Below are 21,474 nucleotides of genomic sequence, written 5' to 3' on the forward strand. Positions count from 1 at the left end.
GTAGGAAAGGGGGCGTCTGGCGTGAGCGGGGGCGACTGGCCGTGACGGAACGTGGCCGTGGCACAATCGCGACGTTCGACGCTGACGGCGTCCTGGCGGGCAGGAGGATCCATGGGGCAGGACCTCGCGACGCTGGTGCTGCTGCGGCGCGTCCGGGATCGCATCGACCGGGAGTACGCAGCCCCCCTCGACGTGGAGGCGCTCGCCCGCGGCGTCCACCTCTCGGCGGGGCACCTCAGCCGGCAGTTCAAACTCGCTTACGGCGAGTCGCCCTACCAGTACCTGATGACCCGGCGGATCGAGCGCGCCATGATGCTGCTCCGCAGCGCGGACCTCAGCGTCACCGACGTGTGCTTCGCGGTCGGGTTCTCCTCTTTGGGCACCTTCTCCACCCGCTTCAGCGAGCTCGTCGGGGTGCCGCCGAGCGTGTACCGCGAGCGCGGCGCGCCGTTCGCGCCGGGCATGCTGCCCTGCATTGCGCGGCAGTTGACGCGACCGGTCAGGAATCGAGAAGCCGGCGGCGCCCCCGCGTCGTAGCGTTGCGCGCATGACCATCACCATCGCCAACAGCTTCCTGCCCCACACCGACGCGGAGGCGTCCACGGCGTTCTACCGGGACGTCCTCGGGTTCGAGGTCCGCCTCGACGTCGGCCAGGGCCAGATGCGCTGGATCACCGTCGGCCCCGTCGGGCAGGACACCGCCATCGTGCTGCACCCGCCGGCGCTCGACCCGGGGCTCACGGACGCCGAGAAGACGACGATCAACGAACTGATCGCCAAGGGCAGCCTGTTCTCGATCCACCTGGCCACCGACGACCTGGACGTCGCCTTCGCGGCGATCGAGGCGGCCGGCACCGAGATCGTGCAGGAGCCGATGGACCAGGACTGGGGGAGCCGCGACTGCGCCTTCCGTGACCCGGCGGGCAACATGATCCGCCTGCAGCAGAAGAAGGGATGACCGACATGGCCGGGAAGCAGGGCGACGGCGTGGGGTTCAGCGCCGAGGAGAAGGCCGCCATGAAGCAGCGTGCCGAGGAACTCAAGGCGACCAAGGGCGTCAAGGGGGCGGCCAAGACCGCCAAGGAGTACGAGGCGTGCCTGGCAGCGATCGACGCGCTGGAGGGCGTCGACCGGCAGATCGGCGAGCGCCTGCACGTCATCGTCAGCGAGGAGGCGCCCGACCTCGCGGCGAAGACGTTCTACGGCTTCCCCGCCTACGCCCGCGACGGCAAGGTCGTGGTGTTCTACCAGCCGGCGTCGAAGTTCAAGACGCGGTACGGCACCGTCAGCTTCGACGAGGAGGCGGCCCTGGACGACGGCGTGATGTGGCCGGTCTCCTTCGCGGTGCTCGAGGTGACCCCGGCCGTGGAGAAGGACCTGCGGGCGCTGGTGAAGCGGGCCGCCTCCTGACTCCCACCGATCGCCGGGTCGGCTGAGGTACGGGGGCGGGCCACCGGAGTCCCACGGGCGCGGGGCGTCAGCGGCGGGTCACCGAAGCCCGGCGAACCGAGCCGCCCAGAGCTTGTTCGCTAGCCTGGATGCACCTGCGCTCGCCGATCACCCCGACAGGACGGAGTCACCCGTGACCACCCCCGCACCTTCCGCGCCCGGGAGGCGCATCGCCCGGATCGCGGGCTGGCTGGCCATGGTCGTGGCCCTCAACGTGGGCTGGGTCGCCGGCTCGATCGCGCCGAACCAGGCGGCCTTCCGGGCGTTCGGCGTGTGCGCCCGGGGTGCCTGCCCCGAGGCGTCCGACCCCGGACGATGGGGGGCCGCCTGGATCGTCTGGGGTGCCGGTGCCGCCCTGCTCGCCCTGGGCGCCTACGTGAGCCTGGCGAGCACGGACGTCCGCGACGTCGGCCTGCGGACCGGCGCCGTGGGCGGCGTGCAGCGTGCCCTGCTGGGGGCCGCCGCCGTGACGGGCGTCCTCGCCGTGGGCATGTTGGCGGCCGGAGCGGGCGAGTCGGTCAGCTTCCAGTGGTCGGCCTTCCTCCTGACCGCCACCGCACCCTTGACCGCCCTGATCTTCTCCCTCGTCGTCGGTCGATGGTCGGCGCCGCTGCGCGCCGCCGTCGGGGTCGTGCTGGGGTTCTTCGGGCCCCTCCTGCTGACGTTGGTGTGGGAGTCGTCGATCACCCGCACGCGGACGCCCGGAGGGGAGCTCGGTGGGCTCTACTCCTGGCTGTTGTTCAGGTCGCCGGGCGCCGCGCTCGGGGTGGCCGTGGCGCTTCTGGCGGTCGTCGTGTTCCTGGCCAGCGCGCTCCCATCCCGGGCGGCGCGCCGCTGAGGCTCACGCCTTCGGGCGCACGAACGCGGTCAGCACCTCGCTGAGCAGCCGGACGCGGACGTCGCCGGCGATGGTGTCCGACCCGATCAGGGCCCCCAGGACGCCGTAGTCGTGCACGGCGTGCAGGACGCCGACCGCCTCGGGCCCCGACGCGACCAGTTCGTAGCCGTGCCGCGTCACCGCCTGCTCGATCACCTGCGAGACCGCCTCGGTGCCGCGGCGGTGCGACTCGCGGTAGACCGCCGCCATCTCGGGCGAACGGGCCGCGTGCAGCCGCAGCTCCTGCGCGGCGAGCACCCACGTCTTGTCCGACTCCCGGGACGCGAAGAACACCGACAGCGCCGCCTCGATGACCTCGTCCAGCGACGCGGTGTCGGGCAGCCCCTCCACCGACGCGACGGCGTTGGCCAGCGCGACCATCTGGTCGTCGAACTGGCGCTGCAACGCCGCGACGCACAGGTCGTCCTTGCTCGCGAAGTTGGAGTAGAAGGCGCCGCGGGTGAACCCCGCCGCCTCGCAGATCTCCTCCACGGACGCCCCCAGCACGCCCTTCTCGGCGAACACGGTGAGCGCCGCCTCGACCAGGCGGTCGCGGGTCGCGGCGCGTCGTGCGGTGACCTCGGTCATGGCTCCTCTGTCTGTCGGTACGACCCGACCCTACGGCGAACGCGCCCGCGGCGTGCGTCGCCGGCCCGCAACCCGGTTTGGGTCGACGTGATCGATACAGTACCGTATTCGATACAGTCTTGTATCGAGAGGTCGTCATCGCGTGTCCACCTGGATCTATCGACTCGCCCACGCGTGCTGGCACGCCCGACGCCGCGTGGTGGCGGTCTGGCTCGCCGTCGTGCTGGGCCTCGGCGTCCTGGCGGCCACCGTCGGCGGCAGCTTCGACGACGAGTTCCGGATCCCGGGGCGTCGTCGCAGAAGGCGCTCGACCAGCTGCGGATGACCTTCCCGCAAGCGGCGATGTCGTCGTCGACCATGATCGTGATCGCCCCCGACGGCCGACACATCACCGACGCCGACATCAAGAGCGTCGTCGAGGACGCGGACGCGAAGCTCGACGAGATCCCCTGGGTCGACTCGACCCAGACCCCCTACAACGAATACGTGTCCGGGCTCATCAGCGACGACGGCACCGCCGGGCTGATCCGCGTCAACATCCTGGACGCCTCCGTCTCGGAGTTCACCGACCCGCAGCGGGAGATCCTGCTGGAGGCCGGGGAGGAACTCCAGGCGGCGATCCCCGGCAGCACCGTCCACGTGGGCGGCGAGGTGTTCTCGGTGGAGATGCCCCACATCACCCCCGTCGAGGGGATCGGCGTCGTCGTGGCGATCATCGTCCTCATCGTCGTGCTGGGCTCGTTCCGGGCGGCGATCATGCCGATCATCAGCGCCCTGGTGGGCGCGGCGGCGTCCATGCTGTTGATCATCGCGGCCGCCGGTATCATGCCGATCAACTCCACCACCACCATGCTCGCCCTGATGCTGGCGCTGGCCGTCGGCATCGACTACTCGCTGTTCATCGTCTCCCGGCACCGCGACCAGCTCGCGACGGGCATGGACGCCGAGGAATCCGCCGCCCGCGCCACCGCGACCGCGGGCTCGGCGGTGGTGTTCGCGGGCATGACCGTCGTCATCGCCCTGGTGGGGCTCGCGGTGGCCCAGATCCCCTTCCTCACCACGATGGGCGTCTTCGCGGCCGTCGCGGTCGCCATCGAGGTGGCGCTCGCGCTGACCCTGCTCCCGGCGATGCTCGGGTTCGCCGGCGCCAAGCTCGCGCCGAAGCCGTCGAAGAAGCCCGGACGCAAGAAGTTCGACGCCTCGACCTGGTGGGTCGGCGTCATCACGCGGTTCCCGGCGGTCACGATCGCGGCGGTCGTGCTGATCCTCGGCGCGCTCAGCATCCCCGCCCAGAACCTGCAGCTCGCCCTGCCCAACTCCGGCCGCAACGCGCCCACGGCGACCGACCGGATCACCTTCGACGCCATCAGCGACCGGTTCGGCGTCGGCTACAACGGGCCCCTCGTCATCACCGGGAGCATCGTCGAGTCCACCGACCCGCTGGGCCTGCTGGACGACCTCAAGCGCGACGTCGAGGCGGTCCCCGGCGTGAAGATGGTCGCGATGGCCGTCCCCAACCCCAACGCGGACACCGCCATGATCCAGGTGATCCCCACGACGGGACCCGACGACCCCGCCACGAGCCGGCTCGTCCACGACCTGCGCGCCCTGGAGCCCGGCTGGAAGGCCGAGCACAACGTGGAGATGTCGGTCACCGGGTTCACCGCCATCGCGATCGACGTGTCCGACCAGCTCGGGGCGGCCCTGCTGCCGTTCGGCATCTTCGTGGTCGGCCTGTCGCTGGTGCTGCTGTCGATCGTGTTCCGCTCGATCCTCGTGCCCATCAAGGCCGCGCTGGGCTACCTGCTGAGCGTCGGCGCGGCGTTCGGCCTCACCACGCTGGTGTTCAACCAGGGCATCGGCAAGGAGATCGTCAACCTGCACGACCCGCAGCCGATCATCTCGTTCCTCCCCATCATCCTCATGGGCATCCTGTTCGGGCTGGCCATGGACTACGAGGTGTTCCTCACCTCCCGCATGCGCGAGGAGTACGTGCACGGCAACCGCACCAACCCCACCGAGGCGGGCTTCGTCCACTCGGCGAAGGTCGTCGTCGCGGCGGCGATCATCATGATCGCGGTGTTCGCCTTCTTCATCCCGCAGGGCTCGGGCACCATCAAGCCCATCGCGTTCGGGCTGGCGATCGGCGTCGGGATCGACGCGTTCCTGGTCCGCATGACGCTCGGCCCCGCCGTGATGCGCCTGCTGCACGGCCGCGCCTGGTGGCTGCCGAAGTGGCTCGCCCGCCGGATGCCGGTCCTGGACGCCGAGGGCGAGGCCATCACCCACCAGCTGGCCCTGGCCGACTGGCCGTACCCGGGCGCCGACCACGCCGTCTACGGCGAGGGGCTGGAGGCGTCCGACGGCGACGTCGAGCTGTTCTCCGGCATCGACCTGGACGTCCCCCGCGGCGGCCACGTCGAGGTGGACGGCCCGCCCGCGGCCCGGCGCGCGCTCCTGCTGGCCCTCACCGGACGCCTCGCGCTCACCGGCGGCGACCTCAAGGTGCTCGGGCTGGTGCTGCCGCAGCAGGCCGGACAGGTCCGCCGCCAGGCCACGTTCGTCGACGCCACCGACCCGGACGCCGCCGCGCGCCTGGCCGACCCGGCCGGCGAGCTCGTCGTCATCGACGACGCCGACCGCCTGGACGCCGCCGGACGCGACGCGCTGGCCCGGCTGAACGAGCGTCCCGACATCACCGTCGTGGCGGGCGTCTCCGCCGCCGACGACACCGCGCAGGGCCTCACGCCCCGCGCCACGAACTCCCACCCGGCGCCCGCGGGCGTCGACGACTCCGTCCTCGTTGGAGGTGCCGCATGAAGCCCAACCGTCGCGCGTGGGCGACCGCGCTTGTCCTGTTGCTCGTCCCGCTGCTCGTCGCCGGCGGTCTGCTGTGGGGCACGTCCCGCGCGGACGCGGGCCTGCGCGGCGTCCAGGCCGCCGTCGTGAACAACGACGAGATGGTCACCGTCAACGGGCAGGCGATGCCGCTGGGCCGCCAGCTCGCCGCCGAGCTCGTCGACACCGATCGCGATCAGAACTTCACCTGGGTGCTCGCCTCGGAGGAGAAGGCGGCCGAGGGCCTGAAGTCCGGGCGGTACGCCGCGGTCGTGACGATCCCGCGGGAGTTCTCCGCGGCGGCGTCCTCGTTCAGCAAGCCCGCCAACGAGGCCGTCAGGGCCACCATCCACGTCGAGACGTCGCCGGTGGCCGGCATCTCCGAGACGGCGCTCGGCCAGTCGATCGCCGACGCGGCCGGCAACGCCCTCAACCGCTTCCTGACCGGGGAGTACCTCAAGAACATCTACCTGGGCTTCAACCAGATGTCGGAGCAGATGCTGGAGATGGTGGACGGCACCCGCCAGCTCGCCGACGGGGCCGGGCAGCTCGCCGACGGCGCGGGGCAGTCCGCCGACGGCGCCGACCAGCTCGCCGGCGGCCTGCAGATGGCCGCCGCGGGTTCCCCCCAGCTGCGGGACGGCGCCGCCCAGTCGGCGTCCGGCGCGCAGGCGCTGGCGGACGGCCTCGGGCTCGCCTCGGCCGGTGGCGCCCAGCTGCGCGACGGCGTCAGCTCGGCGACCAGCGGCGCGCACCAGCTCGCCGGCGGCGCCCGGTCGCTGGCCGACGGGACGCGGCAGTGGGCGGACGGGGCCGACACCTACGCCAACGGCGTCGACACCTACGCCGACGGCGTCCAGACCTACGCCGACGGCGTGCGCACGTACGCCGACGGCGTCTCGCAGTACACCGGGACGATCGTGAGCCTGGTGCAGCCGATCCGCGACGCGATCTCCCAGCTGCCCGAGTGGGCCGGCTGGATCACGAAGATCAAGGACGTGGTCGCCGACCTCACCGGCAACGCCATCAAGCTGGACGCGCAGATCCAGCAGGTGATCGAGCGGATCCGCGACTACGTTGAGCGGACGTTCGGCGTCGCCGACGACGCGTCCGCGCTGGCGGCCTCGGCGAAGGCCGCGACGACGCGCGCCGCGAAGGCGTCCGCCGCGCCCACCGCGGCGTGCCCGGCCGAGTTCGCCGCGGTGGAGGGCGGCTGCGAGGCGTTCGCGGCCGGCGTCGCCGCCGCGGGCAAGCAGGCCGCCACCGCCGACGCGCAGTTGGAGGACGCCCTGGCCGGCGTCCGGACCAAGGCAGACGCGCTGGCCGCGGAGGCCGATCAGGCGCAGCAGGCGGGCGAGCGGATCCTCGCGCTGCTCGACAAGCTCTCCGAGGCGTCCACGAAGATGGTCGCCTGGGCGCCCACCGTGCAGGCCGAACTGCAGAAGCTCGAGGCGCAGATCCCGCCCGGCACCCCCACCACCAAGGCCGAGGTGCTGGCGCTGCTCGACCAGTTCCTCGACGCGAGCAAGCAGCTCGACCAGGGCGGCCAGGCGCTCGCCACGGGCGGGCAGCAGCTCGCCGGCGGCGCGGACCAGCTGGCCGGCGGCGCCCGGGAGCTGTCGTCCGGGGCGCGCGGGCTGGCGTCCGGCACCGACCAGATCGCCGGCGGGGTCGACGGGCTGGCCGGCGGGCTCGACCAGCTCGGCGCGGGCGTGGCGGCCTACACCGGCGGCGTGGACACCGCGGCGTCCGGGGCCGCGCAGCTCGCGGGCGGGCTGGGGCAGCTCAGCTCCGGCATCGACGCCTACACCGGCGGCGTGGACCAGGCGGCCGCGGGCGCGACCCAACTGGCCGACGGCCTGGGGCAGCTCTCCGACGGTGCGCGCGGCCTCGCCGACGGCACCGACGAACTCGCCGACGGCGTCGCCGAGGGCGCGGGGGAGATCCCGACCTACAGCGAGGCCGACCGCGACCGGCTGTCGTCGGTCGTCGCGGCCCCCGTGGACACCAGCGGGATCGAGATGCTGGTGCGTCCGAACCTGGCGTGGGTGAGCCTGCTGCTGGTCAGCGCCCTGTGGGTCGGCGCGCTCGCCACCTTCGCCGCGACCGGCCGCACCGACCGGCGCGCCGCGCTCTCGACCGCCGGGACGGGCCAGCTGCTGGGGCGGGCCTTCCTCCCGGGCCTGGGCATCATCGCCGGGCAGGGGGTCCTGCTCGCGATCCTCGGGGCGGTCGCCCTGCGGCTCACCGCCGGCGAGGGGGCGCTGCTCACGATGGTGCTCCTCGTGGCGGCCGGGGCGTTCGCGCTGCTGAACTTCGCGCTCGCCCGCCTGCTGGGCAACCCCGGCAGGCTGGTGTCGCTCGGGCTGCTGGTCGTGACGATGGTGACGGCCGCGACCGCCACGGCGCCGTCGCTCTTCGGCGCCCTGCGGGGGCTCTCGCCGGTGTCCCCGGCCCTGGACGCCGTCCGGGAGGTCTCCACGACCGGGAACGTGACCATCCCCGTGTTCATCCTGGCCGGCTGGGCGATCATCGGGGCCGTGGGTGCCGTCGCCGCCGTCGCCCGGACGCGGATGGTCCCGCTCGCCGCCCTCGCTGCCCGCCGCTGAGGCGCCGCCGGCGGCCCGCGGCCGGCGGCTTGGGCGTCCTGAAGGGGAAACATCGCCCTGGACGGCGCCATCGTCCGCGGGGCGCCGCGGTTACCGCAGTGGCCCCGGGGCGCCGCGGGTTGCCGCCGGACCGGCGCGGCGCTAGGCAGGGGGCATGCAGATCACCGTTCTGGGTGCCGGCACCATCGGGCTCTCGTGGGTGCGGCGCTTCGTGGCCGGCGGCCACGACGTCGTCGTGTGCGACCCGCGTCCCGACCTGGCCGACGCCCTGGCCACCCTCCCCTGACCGACGACGAGCGCGGCCGCGTCCGCGTCGAGGCGGACCGCGCCGCCGCGCTCGCCTCCGCCGACCTCGTCCAGGAGTCCGGTCCCGAGCACCTGCCCTTCAAGCGGGAACTGCTCGCCGACTTCGCCGCGCACGGCCGACCCGCGGCGCTGTGGTTCTCCTCGTCCTCGGCGCTGCTGCCGACCGACATGGCCGCCGACGCGCCCGACGAGGTGGCCGCCCGGGTCGCGATCGGGCACCCCTTCAACCCGCCGCACCTGATGCCGCTGGTGGAGGTGGTCCCCGGCGAGCGCACCTCGCCCGCCACCCTGGACGCCGCGCGCGCGTTCTACGCCGAGCTGGGCATGGAGCCCGCCGTCCTGACGCGTGAGGTGCCGGGGTTCGTCGGCAACCGGCTCCAGAAGGCGTTGTGGGCGGAGGCGTTCGGGCTCGTGCTCGACGGCGTCGTCTCGGTGGAGGACCTGGACACGGTCATGCGGAACAGCCTGGGGCTGCGCTTCGCCTGCGTCGGCATCGTCGAGGCTGCGGCGATGGGCGGCGGCGCCGCAGGCGTCCAGGGGCTGATGGACCTGCTGCGCGAGTCCTTCGCGAAGATCGAACTGGGCGACCTCGACTGGTCCAACGAGGCGCTCGCGCCGCTGTACGCGGCCGCCGAGCGGGCCTACGGGGCGCCGGTGCGTCCGGAGCTGATCGCGCGGCGCGACGCGCTGCTCACCGACGTCCTGCGGGCGCGGGGGCAGCTGGACTGATCAGGACGCGGGCGCAGCTGGACTGATCGGGCCCCTGGAGAAGCCACGGGCCTCAGGACGCGGACGCAGCTGGACTGATCAGGACGCGGGCGCGTCCTCCTGGCCCGCGTCCGGGGTCGCGGGGCGCTCCAGCGCTGCCTGGGCGTCCTTGGACTGCGCGGCCTCCAGGGCGGCCTGCTTCTTCGCGGCGGCCTTGATCGCGACCGAGCGGTGGAAGTCCTCCTGGGTCGGCATGCCGTAGGCGCGCGCGGTCGAGTCGTGCAGTTCGACGACGTAGTTGTAGAGCCGATCCTTGAAGTGGGGGACCGTCTCGCCGGGCAGGGCGCGCTGCGGCGTCCCGAACACGATGTGGACCGGCGGACGCCCCGGGACCGGCAGGGTCTGGCCGTACGGCATCGCCGCGTAGGCGCCGACCAGCGCCATCGGGAGCACCGGCACGTCGTGCTGGATGCTCAGTGCCGACACGCCCGACTTGAACGGCGCCATCGCGCCGGTGCGTGACCGGGTGCCCTCGGGGAAGATCAGCAGCGGGACGCCCTCGTCCAGCAGGCGGCCCGAGAGGCCGGCGTGGCCCTTCATGCCGCCGCGGTCGACGGGGTAGGCGTTGAAGAACAGCCGCGTGCCCATCGACTTGGTCTTCTGCTTGAAGAAGTAGTCGGCGGCGGCGCCCGCGGCGAGGTTCTTGCTCAGCCGGCGCGGCAGCGCCCCGAAGATCACCGTGGTGTCGACGTGGCTGGAGTGGTTCGCGATCGCGATAAAGGGGGCGTTGAGGCCGTCGAGGCGGCGCATGCCGTGGACGTGGACCGACAGCGCGGACCAGATGTAGGGCTTCATGACCAGTTGCTGGGCGATGAAGCGCCCGATGGCGCCGGGGCCGTCGGAGTACTTGCCCAGGTCCTCCTTGCTCACAGGCCGCCCCTCGCGTTGATCACCGCCCCATTGTGCCCTACCGCCGCAGGGCGCCCCAGTGGTCCGTTCACCGTGATGTCACCCTTCCCTTGTCGGTAGCCCGCGGGAAGCGCTCGTGTCGTCGCTGCCCGACGGTCAGCCCTGCTTGGCCTTTGAGAGCCGGCGGCTGATCGCGTGGACGACGCCGCGCGGGAGGTGCTGCAGCGCGAACGCCGCCAGCTTCCAGCGCGTGGTGGGGATCGAGACGACCTTGCCGCGGTCGGCGTCCGCCAGCGCCTCGCGGACGCAGCGCTCGGCGCTGACCCAGACGGGGCCGGGGATGGAGCGCGCCTGGCCGTCCAGGCCGGCCCGCTCGTGGAACTCGGTGGTGACCCAGCCGGGGCAGAGCACGGTGACCGTGACGCCGGTGCCGGCGAGCTCGCCCGCGAGGCCCTCGGACCACACCCGCGCGAACGACTTCACCGCCGAGTAGCCGCCCTGGGCGATCCACGCCGCCAGGGAAGCCACGGTGATGATCGTGCCGCGCCCGCGCGACGCCATTGCCCGGCCGGCGGCTCCGCCCAGCAGCATCGGGGCGAGCGCCATCACATCGAGGGCGCGCTCGAGCTCAGCGGTGTCGGCGTCCAGCAGGGTGGTGGTGAAGCCGAAGCCGGCGTTGTTGACCAGCACGTCGACGGGGGCGTCGGCCGAGGCCAGCCGGGCGGCGACGGCGTCGATGTCGGCGCGGACGGCCAGGTCGGCGGGCAGCACCTCGCAGCGCACCCCGTAGCGGGCGGCGAGTTCCTGGGCCTGGGCGGCCAGCCGCCTCTGGTCGCGGGCCACCAGCACCAGGTCGTCACCCCGGGCGGCGAGCTGGCGGGCGAACTCGGCCCCGATCCCTGCGGTGGAGCCCGTCACGAGCGCTGTGGTCATGCGCCCACGGTAGCGGCCGCAGGGCGCGCGGCAGCCGCCCGGGAAATCAACGATCGCGCACTCACCGCTGCCGCCCGGGGCGTTCGGCCTTGTCGCGCCTCGGGGTAGGGGTCGCGAGTGCGCAGTTCTTGATTTCTGGCTGGGGACACCAGGGCAGCACCCCGGGGCGCCGAGTCCACGAAGTGCCTGGGGGCGGCGATCCAGGGGTGCCGAGCCCACGAAGGCCCCAGGCGCTGAGCCGCGAACGGCCAGGGCGACACCCCCGGGTGCCGAGCCCGCGACAGCACGAGCGCGGCACCCCGAGGGGCGCCGCGCTCGCGTCGCAGAAGGCGAGGGGGCTCAGGCGATGACGGCCTTGACCTCGCGGGCCATCTGGAGTTCCTCGTTGGTGGGGACCACCAGGACCGCGAACGCGGAGTCCTTGGTGGAGATGGCGCGCGCCTCCTTGGAGCGCAGCGTGTTGGCGACGGGGTCGAGCGTCACGCCGAGCGCGGCGAGGCCCTTGACGACGTCGCGGCGCACCGAGGAGGAGTTCTCCCCGACCCCGGCGGTGAACGACAAGGCGTCGATGCCGCCCAGCAGCACGAAGTAGCGGCCGATGTAGCCGACGATCCGGCGGATGTAGACATCCCAGGCGAGTTGGGCGCGCTCGTCGCCGTCGTCCTTGGCCGCCTCGACGTCGCGCATGTCGGACGCGCCGACCAGCCCGAGCATGCCGGAGGCCTTGTTCAGCAGCGTGTCGATCGCGTCGGTGCTCATGCCCGCCTCGCGGTGCAGGTAGGCGATCATGCCCGGGTCGACGTCGCCGGAGCGCGTGCCCATCACGAGGCCCTCGAGCGGCGTGAGCCCCATCGAGGTGTCGATCGCGACGCCGTCCTTGATCGCGGAGATGGACGCGCCGTTGCCGAGGTGGCACACGATCTGGCTCGTCTGCTCGTACGGCTTGCCCAGCAGTTCGGCGGCCCGGTGCGACACGTAGCTGTGGCTGGTGCCGTGGAAGCCGTAGCGGCGGATGTGGTAGCGCTCCGCGACGTCGGTCGGGATGGCGTAGGTGTAGGACGCCGGCGGCAGCGTCGAGAAGAACGCCGTGTCGAACACCGCGACGTGCGGCACGTTCGGCAGCGCCTTCTGCGCGCCGCGGATGCCGGCGATGCCGGGCGGGTTGTGCAGTGGCGCGAGCGGGGAGAGCGCCTCCAGCGTGGCGACGACCGACTCGTCGATCAGCATGGTGCGGGTGAGCTTGTCGCCGCCGTGCACGGTGCGGTGGCCGACCGCCCGGACGTCGTCCAGGCTCGGGCCGTGGTCGGCGAACATCTGCACCATGGCCGCGAGCGCGAGGCTGTGGTTGCTGTACTCCTCGTTGGCGACGAACTCCTCGCCGTTCACCTTGTGCGTGAGGACGCCGACGTCCTGGCCGATCCGCTCGATGAGGCCGGACGCCAGCACCTCCTCGGTGTCGGCGTCGATCATCTGGTACTTGATGGAGCTCGAACCGGCATTGAGCAGCAGGATCGGCGTGGCCATGGTTCTCCTTCGTTCCGGACGCGCTCGCGCCCGACTTTCCTCCGGGCGGGGTCGCCCGGTTGCGTGAGGTTCTCCGCTCCGGGGTCGCCGGGGCGAAAGGGCCGGACGCCGCGGCGTCCGACCCCGGGGTGGCTCAGCTGTGCTGGGCCTGGATCGCGGTGATGGCGATGGTGTTGACGATGTCGTCCACCAGGGCGCCGCGCGACAGGTCGTTGACGGGCTTGTTCAGGCCCTGGAGGACGGGGCCGACCGCCAGCGCGCCGGCTGAACGCTGCACCGCCTTGTAGGTGTTGTTGCCCGTGTTCAGGTCGGGGAAGATGAACACCGTCGCCTGGCCGGCGACCTCCGAACCCGGCATCTTCTTCGACCCCACCGTCGGGTCGACGGCCGCGTCGAACTGGATCGGCCCCTCGACCTTCAGCTCCGGCGCCCGCTGCTTGACGATCTCGGTGGCCTCGCGGACCTTGTCGACGTCCGCGCCCTGGCCCGAGGTGCCCGTGGAGTAGGAGAGCATCGCCACGCGGGGCTCGATGCCGAACGCCCGCGCGGTGGCCGCGGAGCTGATCGCGATGTCGGCGAGCTGCTCGGCGGTCGGGTCGGGGTTGACGGCGCAGTCCGCGTACACGTCGACGCGGTCGGCCATGCACATCAGGAACGAGCCGCTGACGACGGAGACGCCCGGCTTGGTCTTGATGAACTCCAGGCTGGGCCGGATGGTGTTCGCGGTGGTGTTGACCGCGCCCGACACCATGCCGTCGGCCAGGCCGAGGTGCACCATCATGGTCCCGAAGTAGCTCGGGTCGGTCATCTTGTCGCGGGCCTGCTCGAGCGTGATGCCCTTCTTGGCGCGCAGCCGGGCGTACTCGGCGGAGAACCGGTCCACCAGGTCGGGGTCCGACATCGAGACGATCTCGGCGCCCTCGAGGGACAGCCCCAGGTTGAGCGCGCGGTTCTTCACCTCGGTGGCGTCGCCGAGCAGGATGATCTCGGCGGTGCCGCGCCGCAGCACGGTCGCGGCGGCCTCGAGGATGCGGTCGTCCGCCGACTCGGGCAGGACGATCCGGCGCTTGTCGTGCCGGGCCATCTCGGAGAGCTGGTACTCGAACATGAGCGGCGTCCGGATGCCGGCGCGGTCGACCCGCATCGCGGCGAGCAGCGCGTCGGCGTCCACGTTCTCGGAGAACAGCCGACGGCCGAGCTCGGTCTTGCGCTCGGAGCTCGTCATGGTGCCCTCGAGGCCGAACAGCTTCTCGGCGGTGGTGTAGGTGCCCAGGTCGGTGACGAAGATCGGGAGGTCCTGGCGGATGTTGGCGATGAGCTGCGCCATGGTCTCGGGGATCTCGTAGCCGCCGGTCAGCACGAGCGCGGTGAGCGGGGGGAACGCGCCGGAGCGCTGGGCGAGGATGATGCCCGGGATGATCTCGGTGCGGTCGCCGGGGGAGATGACGGTCGACTCGGGCTCGAGGCGCGCCAGCACGTTCGGCAGCGTCATCGCCGCGACGAGGACGCTCTGGCTCTCGTGGGTCATGACGTCGGTGCGGCCGGCGACCTGACGACCGTTGATGGCCTTCACCTGAGCGCCCAGCGTGGGCGCCGCCAGGACGGGGTGCGCCGGCAGCGTGCCGACCACGACGTCGGGCAGGGCCGCGCGCACGGCGTCCGCGTACGGGGTCTGGTCGCCCTCGGGGGTGCGGGTCGGGATGACCGCGATCACCTGGGCATGGTGCTTGTCGAGCAGGTCGACGGTGCTGCGCGCCAGCTGGGTGACCTCGTCGGGAGTCCGGTTCTTGGCCGACACCGCCAGGGCGATGGGAGCGTTCAGGTTCGCGGCCACGCGGGCGTTGAACTGCAGTTCCTGGGCGCCGAGGTTGTCGGTGTAGTCCGAGCCGAGGATCACCATCGTGTCGTAGTGCGCGGCGACCTCGTTGTAGCGCTGCAGGATGGTGGCCAGCGCCGCGTCGGCGTCGGCGCGGACGTCCTCGTAGGTGACGCCGAACGCCTCGTCGTAGTCCTCGTGGACGACCGGCTGGTGCACCAGCGTGGACAGGATCTGGTCGGGTTGATCGCCGCCCGTGATCAGGGGGCGGAACACCCCGACCGATTCGACCTCGCGCGTGAGCGCGTCCAGGATGCCGAGGGCGACCACCGACTTCCCTGTCAGGCCCTCCGGTGCGAGTACATAGATGCTCCGAGTCACGAGGGTCAGGCTACCGGTCGGACGCCGATCCGTGCGGCCCGAGGTGACCGCGATCTCCACGCAACGCCCCCGTTGCCCGGATGGCGGACCGGCGTCCCGCCCAGTGGGCAGGCCGGCGGGGTCGCTCCCCTTGTCGGATCAGAGTCGCGCGCGCAGCCACGCGATCTGGTCGGCGTGCGACACGTCTGCGGTCGGGGTCTCGAGAATGACCGGGGCGCCCGCCTCGCGGACGACCGAGACCAGGTAGTCGGCCTCGCACTCGCCGGCGCCCAGCACGGCGTGCCGGTCCGCGCCCGAGCCCGCGGCGTCCCGGGAATCGTTGAGGTGGACCAGATCGATGCGTCCGGTGATGCCCTTGATGGCGTCCACCAAGCCGTCGGGATCCAGCCCGCCGGCGTGCGCGTGGCAGGTGTCGAGGCAGAATCCGACGTTCTCGATGCCCTTGGCGTCGGCGATGGTGTCCCAGAGTCGGGCGATCCTCTCGAGCTGGCGGGCCATCGCGTTGGCGCCACCGGCGGTGTTCTCGATGAAGATCGGGACGGTCAGGTCCAGGCCCTCGATGGCCTTGCGCCAGTTGTCGAAGCCGACCTGGGGGTCGTCGCCGTTGTTGACGTGGCCGCCGTGCACGATGACGCCGCGGGCGCCGACCTCGGTGGCCAGCTTCACCTGCTTGGCGAGGATCTGCCGGCTCGGGATCCGGATCCGGTTGTTGGTGGTCGCGACGTTGATGACGTACGGCGCGTGGATGAACAGGCCCACCCCGGCCGCCTCGGCGTCCGCCTTCAGGCCGGCGGCGCCGCCCGGATGCGGGACGGCGTGGCCCTTCCAGGCCTGCGGGTCGCCCAGGAACGTCTGCGCGATCGGGAAGCCGTCGGCGTGCGCGGCGGCGATCGGGTCGTCGACGTGGCCGCCGATCTCGATGCTCATGCGCTCAGCCCGCCCAGCACGTCCATGGCCTCGTCGACGTGCGCGATCGGGACCAGGAGGTGGTCGTGGTAGAAGCCGGCGATCACGTTGCACGACAGCCCGACGCGGGCCAGCGCCGTGCTGACCGCGGCGGTGATGCCGACGGCCTGCAGCGACGTGTGCGCCTCCAGGGTGATCCAGCCGAACACCCCGTCGTAGGCGAGCCGATGCTCGTCGGCGATCGCCTGGTCCAGCACGAGCGTGGTGCCCTCGTCCTCGACGATGCGCGCGTGGAACGCGACGTCGGGCGGGTTCTCGCTGGTCACGTAGACGTAGGAGCCCTGCCGGACGTAGGGGCGCAGCGCGCCGAGGATCTCGTGCAGATCGGTCATTCCCGCCATGGCGTCAGTCTAGGGTGGCGAGCGCGCTCAGAGCCGCGGCACTCGAGTGCCGCCGGCTCCGACCCGGGGGACCGGGCTCAGCCGGCGACGCCGGAGGCGTCCGACCAGACGAAGGCGGGGACGGCCCGGATGAGCCGCCGGGCCGACTCCGTGTGACGTAGCACGGCGTCCGGGCCGTGGTAGCCGGTCAGGCCCAGGACGAGGTCGCGCCCGAAGAACTGCCAGGTCGCCTCCTTGGGCGGCAGTTCGGAGACGAGCGCGCGCACCTCGTCGGTGAGGATCGCGTGCGCCTGCCGCTCGTCGCTCGCCAGCACCCCCCAGCCCTTCGCGAAGGCGGGCGAGTCGGATGCCATCCCGCGCAGATCGAGGGCGACCCGGCCGCGCACGTCGAGCGGGGCGACGGCGGCCGGCAGGTCCAGCACGATCACCTGGCGGCGGCGGAACTGCTCCCAGACCACGGCAGCCTCGTCGACCGCCCACTCGGCCTCGAACGTCAGGAACGGGACGCCCTCCAGCGTGCCGCTGGCCACGTTGCGGGCCGAGTGCAGGGCGGTCGGCGTCCGACCCGCTCGCGGCACCGGGCCCTCCTCGAGGTTCCAGCGCTCCGCCAGATCGGGACGGTTCTCCTCGAATCTCAGCCCGTGCTCGGAGGCGAACCGCCGCCACGAGGCGGCGCGCCCTCGCGCCGCAGCGCGCGGACGGGCGTGTTGAGCAGCCATCCGGACAGCCGGACGAGCGCCGGCCCGCCGGCGAAGACCCTGAACGTGCGCATCCCTCGAACCTAACCGACCGCGTCGGCTGAGCCGAACGGTGTCCGGCCGGCTTGCCGAACAGCTGCGCCGCCCTCGCCGCGGCGTCCGCGGCGCTAGGGTGTCCGTGCCAGTCAAGCTCACGCGAGCCCAGGGAACCCGGTGCGAATCCGGGACTGACGCGCAGCGGTGAGGGGGACGGACGGGGCGTGCCGCGATGCGGCCACCACTGGGGCGGACGCCCTGGGAAGGTGCTCCGGCCGGACGATCCCGAGTCCGAAAACCTGCTGGCCCACGCGGGGAGCCCCGCGCGGTCACCGTCGGGCCCACGCGCAGCCAGCCCCCTGACCTGAACAGGTGGAACCATGTCCGTCCTCATCCGCGACCGCGCCGACCGCTGCCCGGGGATCCTGCGTCCGTGGCCCGCCGCCGACGGGCTGCTGGTCCGCGTCCGGCTCGTCGGTGGGCGCATCACCGCCCGCCAGCTGCGCGGCCTGAGTGTCGCGGCGACCGTTTTCGGCGACGGCTGCGTCCGGCCCACGACCCGCGCGAACCTGCAGTTGCGCGCGTTCCCGGGCACCGACGGCGTCCTGGACGCCGACGCGCTGGCCGCCATCGAGGCCAGCGGGCTGCTGCCCGCGCCGGCACACGACCGGGTCCGCAACATCACCGTGTCGCCGCAGACAGGCCTCGCCGGCGGCCGCGCCGACCTGCGTCCGCTGGCCGCCGACCTGGACGCGCAGATCGTCGCCAGCGACGTGCTGCCCGGCCTGCCCGGCAAGTTCGCGTTCGTGCTGGACGACGGCCGCGGCGACCTGATCGACCGGCCCTGCGACGTCGGCCTCGTCGCCCTGGACGCCGAGACGGTCCAGCTCCGCGTCGGCGAGCACTACGGGGCGGTCGTCCCGCTGGCCGCGGCCGCCCGCGAACTCATCGCGCTGGCTGAGCTGTTCTGCGCCGCCCGCGGCACCGGCCCGACCGCGCCCTGGCACACCTACGAGATGGCATCCCCCCTGGTCGCCCCGGTGGACCCCGACCCGCGCGTCCCGCAGGCCACCGGGCCGCTGCCGTTCGGTCCCGTGCCCGGCGGGCTGCACGCGCCGGTGGGCGATGACGGCCTCGACCCCGCCGACGTCGACGCCCTGCTCGCCGGCGTGGACGAGGTGGTGTTCACGCCGTGGAAGGGCGTCCTGATCCCGTCCCCCACGCAGGTGGCGTCCTCGACGCACGGTGGTGCGGCGCAGGCGGACGCCGGCGGCTCGGACGCGGGGCAGCGGTGAGCGGGCTGCGACGTCCGGCCCGGCGCTACCCCTACGTGGACGCAGGGGCGGACATCTACGTCGACTCGTTCGCGACCATCCGCCGCGAGGCCGACCTGACCGGCGTCCCCGCGGACGCGGAGAAGGTCGCCGTCCGGATGATCCACGGCTCGGGGCAGGTCGACCTGGCCCGCGACCTGGTCGTCCACCCGGGCCTGCTCGCCGCCGCCCGCGGCGCGCTGGAGGCGGGAGCGCCGATCCTGTGCGACGCCACCATGGTCGCCACCGGCGTCACCGCGTCCCGGCTCCCGGCGTCCAACGACGTGATCTGCCTGCTGAACGACCCACGTGTGCCCGACCTGGCCCGCGCGTTCGGCACCACCCGCTCGGCCGCCGCGGTCTCGCTGTGGGAGCCGATGCTCGCGGGCGCGGTCGTCGCCATCGGCAACGCGCCCACCGCGCTGTTCCACCTGCTGGAGCTGATCCTGGACGGCGGTCCGCGCCCGGCGGCGATCGTCGGCTGCCCGGTCGGCTTCATCGGCGCGGCCGAGTCCAAGCAGGCGCTGGTCGACCTGGCCGCCGACCACGGCATCGACATCCCCTACGTGACCGTGCTGGGACGCCGCGGCGGCTCGGCGATGACGTCGTCGGCTTTGAACGCGCTGGCCCAGGAGGCCGAGTGAACACCCCCGCGCCCCGCGAGCCCGGCGCCGCGCCTGCCACACCCGTGCCCGAGGCGGACCCCGAGACGGGCCGCGCGGCCGCGTCCGGGACGCTGGCGATCGTCGGCGTCGGTCCGGGCGATCCCGAGCTGATCACCCTCAAGGCCGCCCGGCTGATCGAGGACGCCGACGTGGTGGCCTTCCACGCGGCGCCCGGAAAGGCGTCCAACGCCCGCCGGATCGCGGCCCCGCTGTTCCCCGCGGGCGTCGTCGAGGAGGAGCTGACCTACCCCGTCACCACCGGCGCCACCGACCACCCCGGCGGCTACGCCGGCGCGATGGGCGCGTTCTACGAGGCCGCTGCCGCGCGCCTGGCGGACCACCTGGACGCCGGCCGCTTGGTCGTCCTGCTCGCCGAGGGCGACCCGCTGTTCTACGGGTCCGGGATGTACCTGCACGACCGGCTGGCTACGGCGTACGCGACCGCGATCGTGCCCGGGGTGCCCGCGTTCGCGGCGGCGACCGCCGCGGCGGCGTCCCCGCTGGTCAGGCAGACCGACGTGCTCACCGTGCTGCCCGGCACGCTGCCCGAGCCCGAACTGGCCCGGCGCCTGGCCGACACCGACGGGGCGATCATCATGAAGCTGGGCCGGACGTTCCCGGCCGTCCGCCGCGCGCTGGAGGCGTCCGGACGCCTCGACGGCGCGGTGTACGTCGAGCGCGCGTCGATGCCCGAGCAGCGCCAACTGCTGGTCGCCGACGTGGACGCCGCGTCCGTGCCCTACTTCTCGCTGATCGTGGTGCCCGGCGACGCCCGCAACGGCCGCCGCACCCGCGACGCCGCCGACCCGGCGATCCGCGCGGCCGTGCTCCGCGACGGCGACGGGAGCGACGTGCCGGCGACCCGCAGCGCTGCCCGACCCGGCGGCGCCGACGGTACGAGCGCCCCAGCGAGGTCGGTCGCGGTCGGCGCGAACGTGGGCGGTCTGCACACGGCGGTCCCCGTGCCCGCCGAGTTGCTGGTCGTGGGGCTCGGCCCCGGACCCGACCGGTGGGTCACCCCCGAGGTGACCGCGGCGCTGGCCGAGGTCGAGCATGTGATCGGCTACGGCCCCTACGTGAACCGGGTGCCGCAGCGTGCCGGGCTGATTCGGCACGCGTCCGGCAACACCGTCGAGCGCGACCGGGCCCGGCTGGCGCTCGAGCTGGCGGCGGCGGGGGAGCGCGTCGCGGTCGTGTCCGGCGGCGACGCCGGGATCTTCGGCATGGCGTCGGCGGTGTTCGAGGTCGCCGAGGACCCGGCGTTCGCGGGCGTCCCGATCCGGGTGCTGCCCGGCCTCAGCGCGGTACAGGCCGTCGCCGCCCGCGCGGGCGCCCCGATCGGCGGCGACTTCGCCGTGGTGTCGCTCTCGGACCGGCTCAAGCCGTGGTCCGTCATCGAGGACCGGCTGGTCCACATCGCGCGGGCCGACCTGGTGCTGGCGCTCTACAACCCGGCGTCCCGCTCGCGCACCGAGCAGATCGCCCGCGCCCACCAGGTGCTGCTGGCGCACCGCGCACCGGAGACGGTGGTGGTCGTGGGCCGCGACGTCGGCCGCGCGGAGGAGTCGCTGCGCGTGACGACGCTGGGCGCGTTCGAGCCGGCGTCGATCGACATGAAGTGCCTGGTGATCGTGGGGGCGTCCGGGACGCGCGTCGGCCCCGCCGGGGTGTGGACGCCGCGCTTCGTCCCGGGCGAGGAGGCGCAGTGAATCCCGAACAGACGCGTCCGGAGCCCAGGGGGGACGCGGCCGGGGTGCGCGTCCACTTCGTGGGCGCCGGACCCGGGGCCGCCGACCTGCTGACCGTTCGGGCGGTCCGGCTGCTGGAGGCCGCGGACGTGGTGCTGTTCCCCGGCACCTACCTAGACCCGGGCGTCCTGGCGCACGTCAGCCCGGACGCCGAGCTGATCGACACCCAGGACCTCGACCTGGACCAGATCACCGCCCGGATCGTCGACGCGGCCCGCGCGGGCCGCTCGGTGGTGCGGCTCGCTTCGGGCGACCTGTCGGTCTACTCCGCGCTCCACGAGCAGGCCCGTCGCCTGGACGCCGCGGGCGTCGCCTGGGACGTCACGCCGGGCGTCCCCGCCTACGCGGCGGCGGCCGCCGCGGTGGGACGCGAACTCACCGTGCCACTGCTGGGCCAATCGGTGGTGCTCACCCGCACCCAGGCCCGCTCCACCGCGATGCCGAGCGGGGAGGCCCTGGCCGCATTCGCCGCGACCGGAGCCACGCTCGTGCTGCACCTGGCGATCACCCGCACCCGGGAACTGATGGCCGAGGTGGCGCCGCACGTCGGGGCGGACTGCCCGGTCGTCGTCGCCCACCGGGTGAGTCAGCCCGAGCAGCAGATCCTGCGGGGCACAGTCGCCACCATCGCGGACGCCGTGGAGGCGGCCGGGCTGCGCCAGGCGGCGCTGATCATGGTCGGCCGCACGCTCGATCCGGCTTCGGCGGGGGAGTCCTACCTGTACGACCCGCGCCGCGACCGCACCATCAAGCGCCGGTAGCCGGAACG

Annotated in this window: 22 protein-coding genes and 1 riboswitch; of the genes, 13 read left to right on the forward strand and 9 right to left on the reverse strand. The window is 73.2% G+C overall.

Annotated features, from left to right (window positions below):
- The first annotated feature begins 111 nt into the window (after positions 1-111).
- From G7070_RS08950 to G7070_RS08965, 4 genes are all read left to right on the forward strand, one after another.
- The gene (locus G7070_RS08950; RefSeq protein WP_166233451.1) at positions 112-537 is read left to right on the forward strand and encodes a helix-turn-helix transcriptional regulator; all 426 of its coding nucleotides are present in this window, start codon (positions 112-114) and stop codon (positions 535-537) included.
- Between the two features lie 10 nt (positions 538-547).
- A complete protein-coding gene (locus G7070_RS08955) occupies positions 548-958 on the forward strand; it encodes a VOC family protein (protein WP_166233452.1) in 411 nt (136 codons plus the stop codon).
- Positions 955-1,410: a hypothetical protein gene (locus tag G7070_RS08960; protein ID WP_246226967.1), complete on the forward strand. Its 456-nt coding sequence runs from the start codon at positions 955-957 to the stop codon at positions 1,408-1,410. Before G7070_RS08955 ends, G7070_RS08960 begins: the two co-directional genes overlap by 4 nt.
- Before the next feature lie 172 nt (positions 1,411-1,582).
- Positions 1,583-2,287, forward strand: coding sequence for a hypothetical protein (locus G7070_RS08965; protein ID WP_166233453.1), 705 nt, complete (start codon positions 1,583-1,585; stop codon positions 2,285-2,287).
- 3 nt (positions 2,288-2,290) lie between these two features.
- Here the strand turns inward: G7070_RS08965 and G7070_RS17745 are convergent, their stop codons facing one another.
- Positions 2,291-2,914: a TetR/AcrR family transcriptional regulator gene (locus G7070_RS17745; protein WP_206079690.1), complete on the reverse strand. Its 624-nt coding sequence runs from the start codon at positions 2,912-2,914 to the stop codon at positions 2,291-2,293.
- Between the two features lie 142 nt (positions 2,915-3,056).
- Here G7070_RS17745 and G7070_RS18625 point away from each other — a divergent pair, with 142 nt between their 5' ends.
- From G7070_RS18625 to G7070_RS08990, 5 genes are all read left to right on the forward strand, one after another.
- Complete coding sequence (locus G7070_RS18625) at positions 3,057-3,239, forward strand: hypothetical protein (RefSeq protein ID WP_246226969.1); 183 nt, start codon at positions 3,057-3,059, stop codon at positions 3,237-3,239.
- Positions 3,236-5,734, forward strand: a complete 2,499-nt coding sequence (locus G7070_RS19440; RefSeq protein WP_284690930.1) for an MMPL family transporter — start codon at positions 3,236-3,238, stop codon at positions 5,732-5,734. The genes G7070_RS18625 and G7070_RS19440 overlap by 4 nt, the downstream gene beginning before the upstream one ends.
- A complete protein-coding gene (locus G7070_RS08980) occupies positions 5,731-8,361 on the forward strand; it encodes a YhgE/Pip family protein (protein ID WP_166233455.1) in 2,631 nt (876 codons plus the stop codon). Before G7070_RS19440 ends, G7070_RS08980 begins: the two co-directional genes overlap by 4 nt.
- Before the next feature lie 154 nt (positions 8,362-8,515).
- Positions 8,516-8,647, forward strand: coding sequence for a 3-hydroxyacyl-CoA dehydrogenase NAD-binding domain-containing protein (locus G7070_RS19230; RefSeq protein WP_166233456.1), 132 nt, complete (start codon positions 8,516-8,518; stop codon positions 8,645-8,647).
- Entirely contained in the window at positions 8,599-9,396 is a 798-nt protein-coding gene (locus G7070_RS08990) for a 3-hydroxyacyl-CoA dehydrogenase family protein (protein WP_166233457.1), read from the forward strand. The genes G7070_RS19230 and G7070_RS08990 overlap by 49 nt, the downstream gene beginning before the upstream one ends.
- A gap of 78 nt (positions 9,397-9,474) precedes the next feature.
- Here G7070_RS08990 and G7070_RS08995 read toward each other — a convergent pair whose 3' ends face one another.
- From G7070_RS08995 to G7070_RS09030, 8 genes are all read right to left on the reverse strand, one after another.
- On the reverse strand, positions 9,475-10,305 hold the full coding sequence (locus G7070_RS08995) for a lysophospholipid acyltransferase family protein (protein ID WP_246226971.1): 831 nt from the start codon (positions 10,303-10,305) through the stop codon (positions 9,475-9,477).
- Positions 10,306-10,440: 135 nt separating this feature from the next.
- Positions 10,441-11,217 (reverse strand): SDR family NAD(P)-dependent oxidoreductase, encoded by a 777-nt coding sequence (locus tag G7070_RS09000; RefSeq protein WP_166233458.1) that lies wholly within the window; start codon positions 11,215-11,217, stop codon positions 10,441-10,443.
- Between the two features lie 339 nt (positions 11,218-11,556).
- The gene (locus G7070_RS09005) at positions 11,557-12,741 is read right to left on the reverse strand and encodes an acetate/propionate family kinase (protein ID WP_166233459.1); all 1,185 of its coding nucleotides are present in this window, start codon (positions 12,739-12,741) and stop codon (positions 11,557-11,559) included.
- 133 nt (positions 12,742-12,874) lie between these two features.
- The gene (gene pta, locus G7070_RS09010) at positions 12,875-14,938 is read right to left on the reverse strand and encodes a phosphate acetyltransferase (RefSeq protein ID WP_166233460.1); all 2,064 of its coding nucleotides are present in this window, start codon (positions 14,936-14,938) and stop codon (positions 12,875-12,877) included.
- Positions 14,939-15,076: 138 nt separating this feature from the next.
- Complete coding sequence (locus G7070_RS09015) at positions 15,077-15,865, reverse strand: deoxyribonuclease IV (protein WP_166233461.1); 789 nt, start codon at positions 15,863-15,865, stop codon at positions 15,077-15,079.
- Entirely contained in the window at positions 15,862-16,245 is a 384-nt protein-coding gene (locus G7070_RS09020) for an ACT domain-containing protein (RefSeq protein ID WP_166233462.1), read from the reverse strand. Before G7070_RS09020 ends, G7070_RS09015 begins: the two co-directional genes overlap by 4 nt.
- A gap of 77 nt (positions 16,246-16,322) precedes the next feature.
- Positions 16,323-16,823 (reverse strand): hypothetical protein, encoded by a 501-nt coding sequence (locus G7070_RS09025; protein ID WP_166233463.1) that lies wholly within the window; start codon positions 16,821-16,823, stop codon positions 16,323-16,325.
- 56 nt (positions 16,824-16,879) lie between these two features.
- Positions 16,880-17,017, reverse strand: a complete 138-nt coding sequence (locus G7070_RS09030; RefSeq protein WP_166233464.1) for a hypothetical protein — start codon at positions 17,015-17,017, stop codon at positions 16,880-16,882.
- Positions 17,018-17,108: 91 nt separating this feature from the next.
- A riboswitch (cobalamin riboswitch) is annotated at positions 17,109-17,300 on the forward strand.
- Between the two features lie 59 nt (positions 17,301-17,359).
- On the opposite strand from G7070_RS09030, the gene G7070_RS09035 reads away from it, so the two are divergent.
- The 4 genes from G7070_RS09035 to G7070_RS09050 are packed head-to-tail and all read left to right on the forward strand — an operon-like array spanning position 17,360 to position 21,466.
- On the forward strand, positions 17,360-18,274 hold the full coding sequence (locus G7070_RS09035) for a nitrite reductase (protein ID WP_166233465.1): 915 nt from the start codon (positions 17,360-17,362) through the stop codon (positions 18,272-18,274).
- Positions 18,271-18,936 carry a precorrin-8X methylmutase gene (locus G7070_RS09040; protein WP_166233466.1) on the forward strand — a complete coding sequence of 222 codons (666 nt, stop codon included), beginning with the start codon at positions 18,271-18,273 and terminating at the stop codon, positions 18,934-18,936. Before G7070_RS09035 ends, G7070_RS09040 begins: the two co-directional genes overlap by 4 nt.
- 44 nt (positions 18,937-18,980) lie before the next feature.
- Positions 18,981-20,666 (forward strand): precorrin-2 C(20)-methyltransferase, encoded by a 1,686-nt coding sequence (locus G7070_RS09045; RefSeq protein ID WP_206080116.1) that lies wholly within the window; start codon positions 18,981-18,983, stop codon positions 20,664-20,666.
- Positions 20,663-21,466 carry a cobalt-precorrin-4/precorrin-4 C(11)-methyltransferase gene (locus tag G7070_RS09050; protein ID WP_246226973.1) on the forward strand — a complete coding sequence of 268 codons (804 nt, stop codon included), beginning with the start codon at positions 20,663-20,665 and terminating at the stop codon, positions 21,464-21,466. Before G7070_RS09045 ends, G7070_RS09050 begins: the two co-directional genes overlap by 4 nt.
- Positions 21,467-21,474 lie beyond the last annotated feature (8 nt).

This window comes from Propioniciclava coleopterorum (assembly GCF_011393335.1).
Classification (GTDB): domain Bacteria; phylum Actinomycetota; class Actinomycetes; order Propionibacteriales; family Propionibacteriaceae; genus Propioniciclava; species Propioniciclava coleopterorum.

What these genes read in the sequence shown, in the direction of transcription:
- G7070_RS09015 (WP_166233461.1), bottom strand. Translation starts at nt 15,865, where the DNA reads ATGAGCATCGAGATCGGCGGCCACGTCGACGACCCGATCGCCGCCGCG.
- G7070_RS09020 (WP_166233462.1), bottom strand. Translation starts at nt 16,245, where the DNA reads ATGGCGGGAATGACCGATCTGCACGAGATCCTCGGCGCGCTGCGCCCC.
- G7070_RS09000 (WP_166233458.1), bottom strand. Translation starts at nt 11,217, where the DNA reads ATGACCACAGCGCTCGTGACGGGCTCCACCGCAGGGATCGGGGCCGAG.
- G7070_RS08955 (WP_166233452.1), top strand. Translation starts at nt 548, where the DNA reads ATGACCATCACCATCGCCAACAGCTTCCTGCCCCACACCGACGCGGAG.
- G7070_RS08980 (WP_166233455.1), top strand. Translation starts at nt 5,731, where the DNA reads ATGAAGCCCAACCGTCGCGCGTGGGCGACCGCGCTTGTCCTGTTGCTC.
- G7070_RS08950 (WP_166233451.1), top strand. Translation starts at nt 112, where the DNA reads ATGGGGCAGGACCTCGCGACGCTGGTGCTGCTGCGGCGCGTCCGGGAT.
- G7070_RS09030 (WP_166233464.1), bottom strand. Translation starts at nt 17,017, where the DNA reads ATGCGCACGTTCAGGGTCTTCGCCGGCGGGCCGGCGCTCGTCCGGCTG.
- G7070_RS08960 (WP_246226967.1), top strand. Translation starts at nt 955, where the DNA reads ATGACCGACATGGCCGGGAAGCAGGGCGACGGCGTGGGGTTCAGCGCC.
- G7070_RS19230 (WP_166233456.1), top strand. Translation starts at nt 8,516, where the DNA reads ATGCAGATCACCGTTCTGGGTGCCGGCACCATCGGGCTCTCGTGGGTG.
- G7070_RS17745 (WP_206079690.1), bottom strand. Translation starts at nt 2,914, where the DNA reads ATGACCGAGGTCACCGCACGACGCGCCGCGACCCGCGACCGCCTGGTC.
- G7070_RS19440 (WP_284690930.1), top strand. Translation starts at nt 3,236, where the DNA reads ATGACCTTCCCGCAAGCGGCGATGTCGTCGTCGACCATGATCGTGATC.
- G7070_RS09035 (WP_166233465.1), top strand. Translation starts at nt 17,360, where the DNA reads ATGTCCGTCCTCATCCGCGACCGCGCCGACCGCTGCCCGGGGATCCTG.
- G7070_RS09005 (WP_166233459.1), bottom strand. Translation starts at nt 12,741, where the DNA reads ATGGCCACGCCGATCCTGCTGCTCAATGCCGGTTCGAGCTCCATCAAG.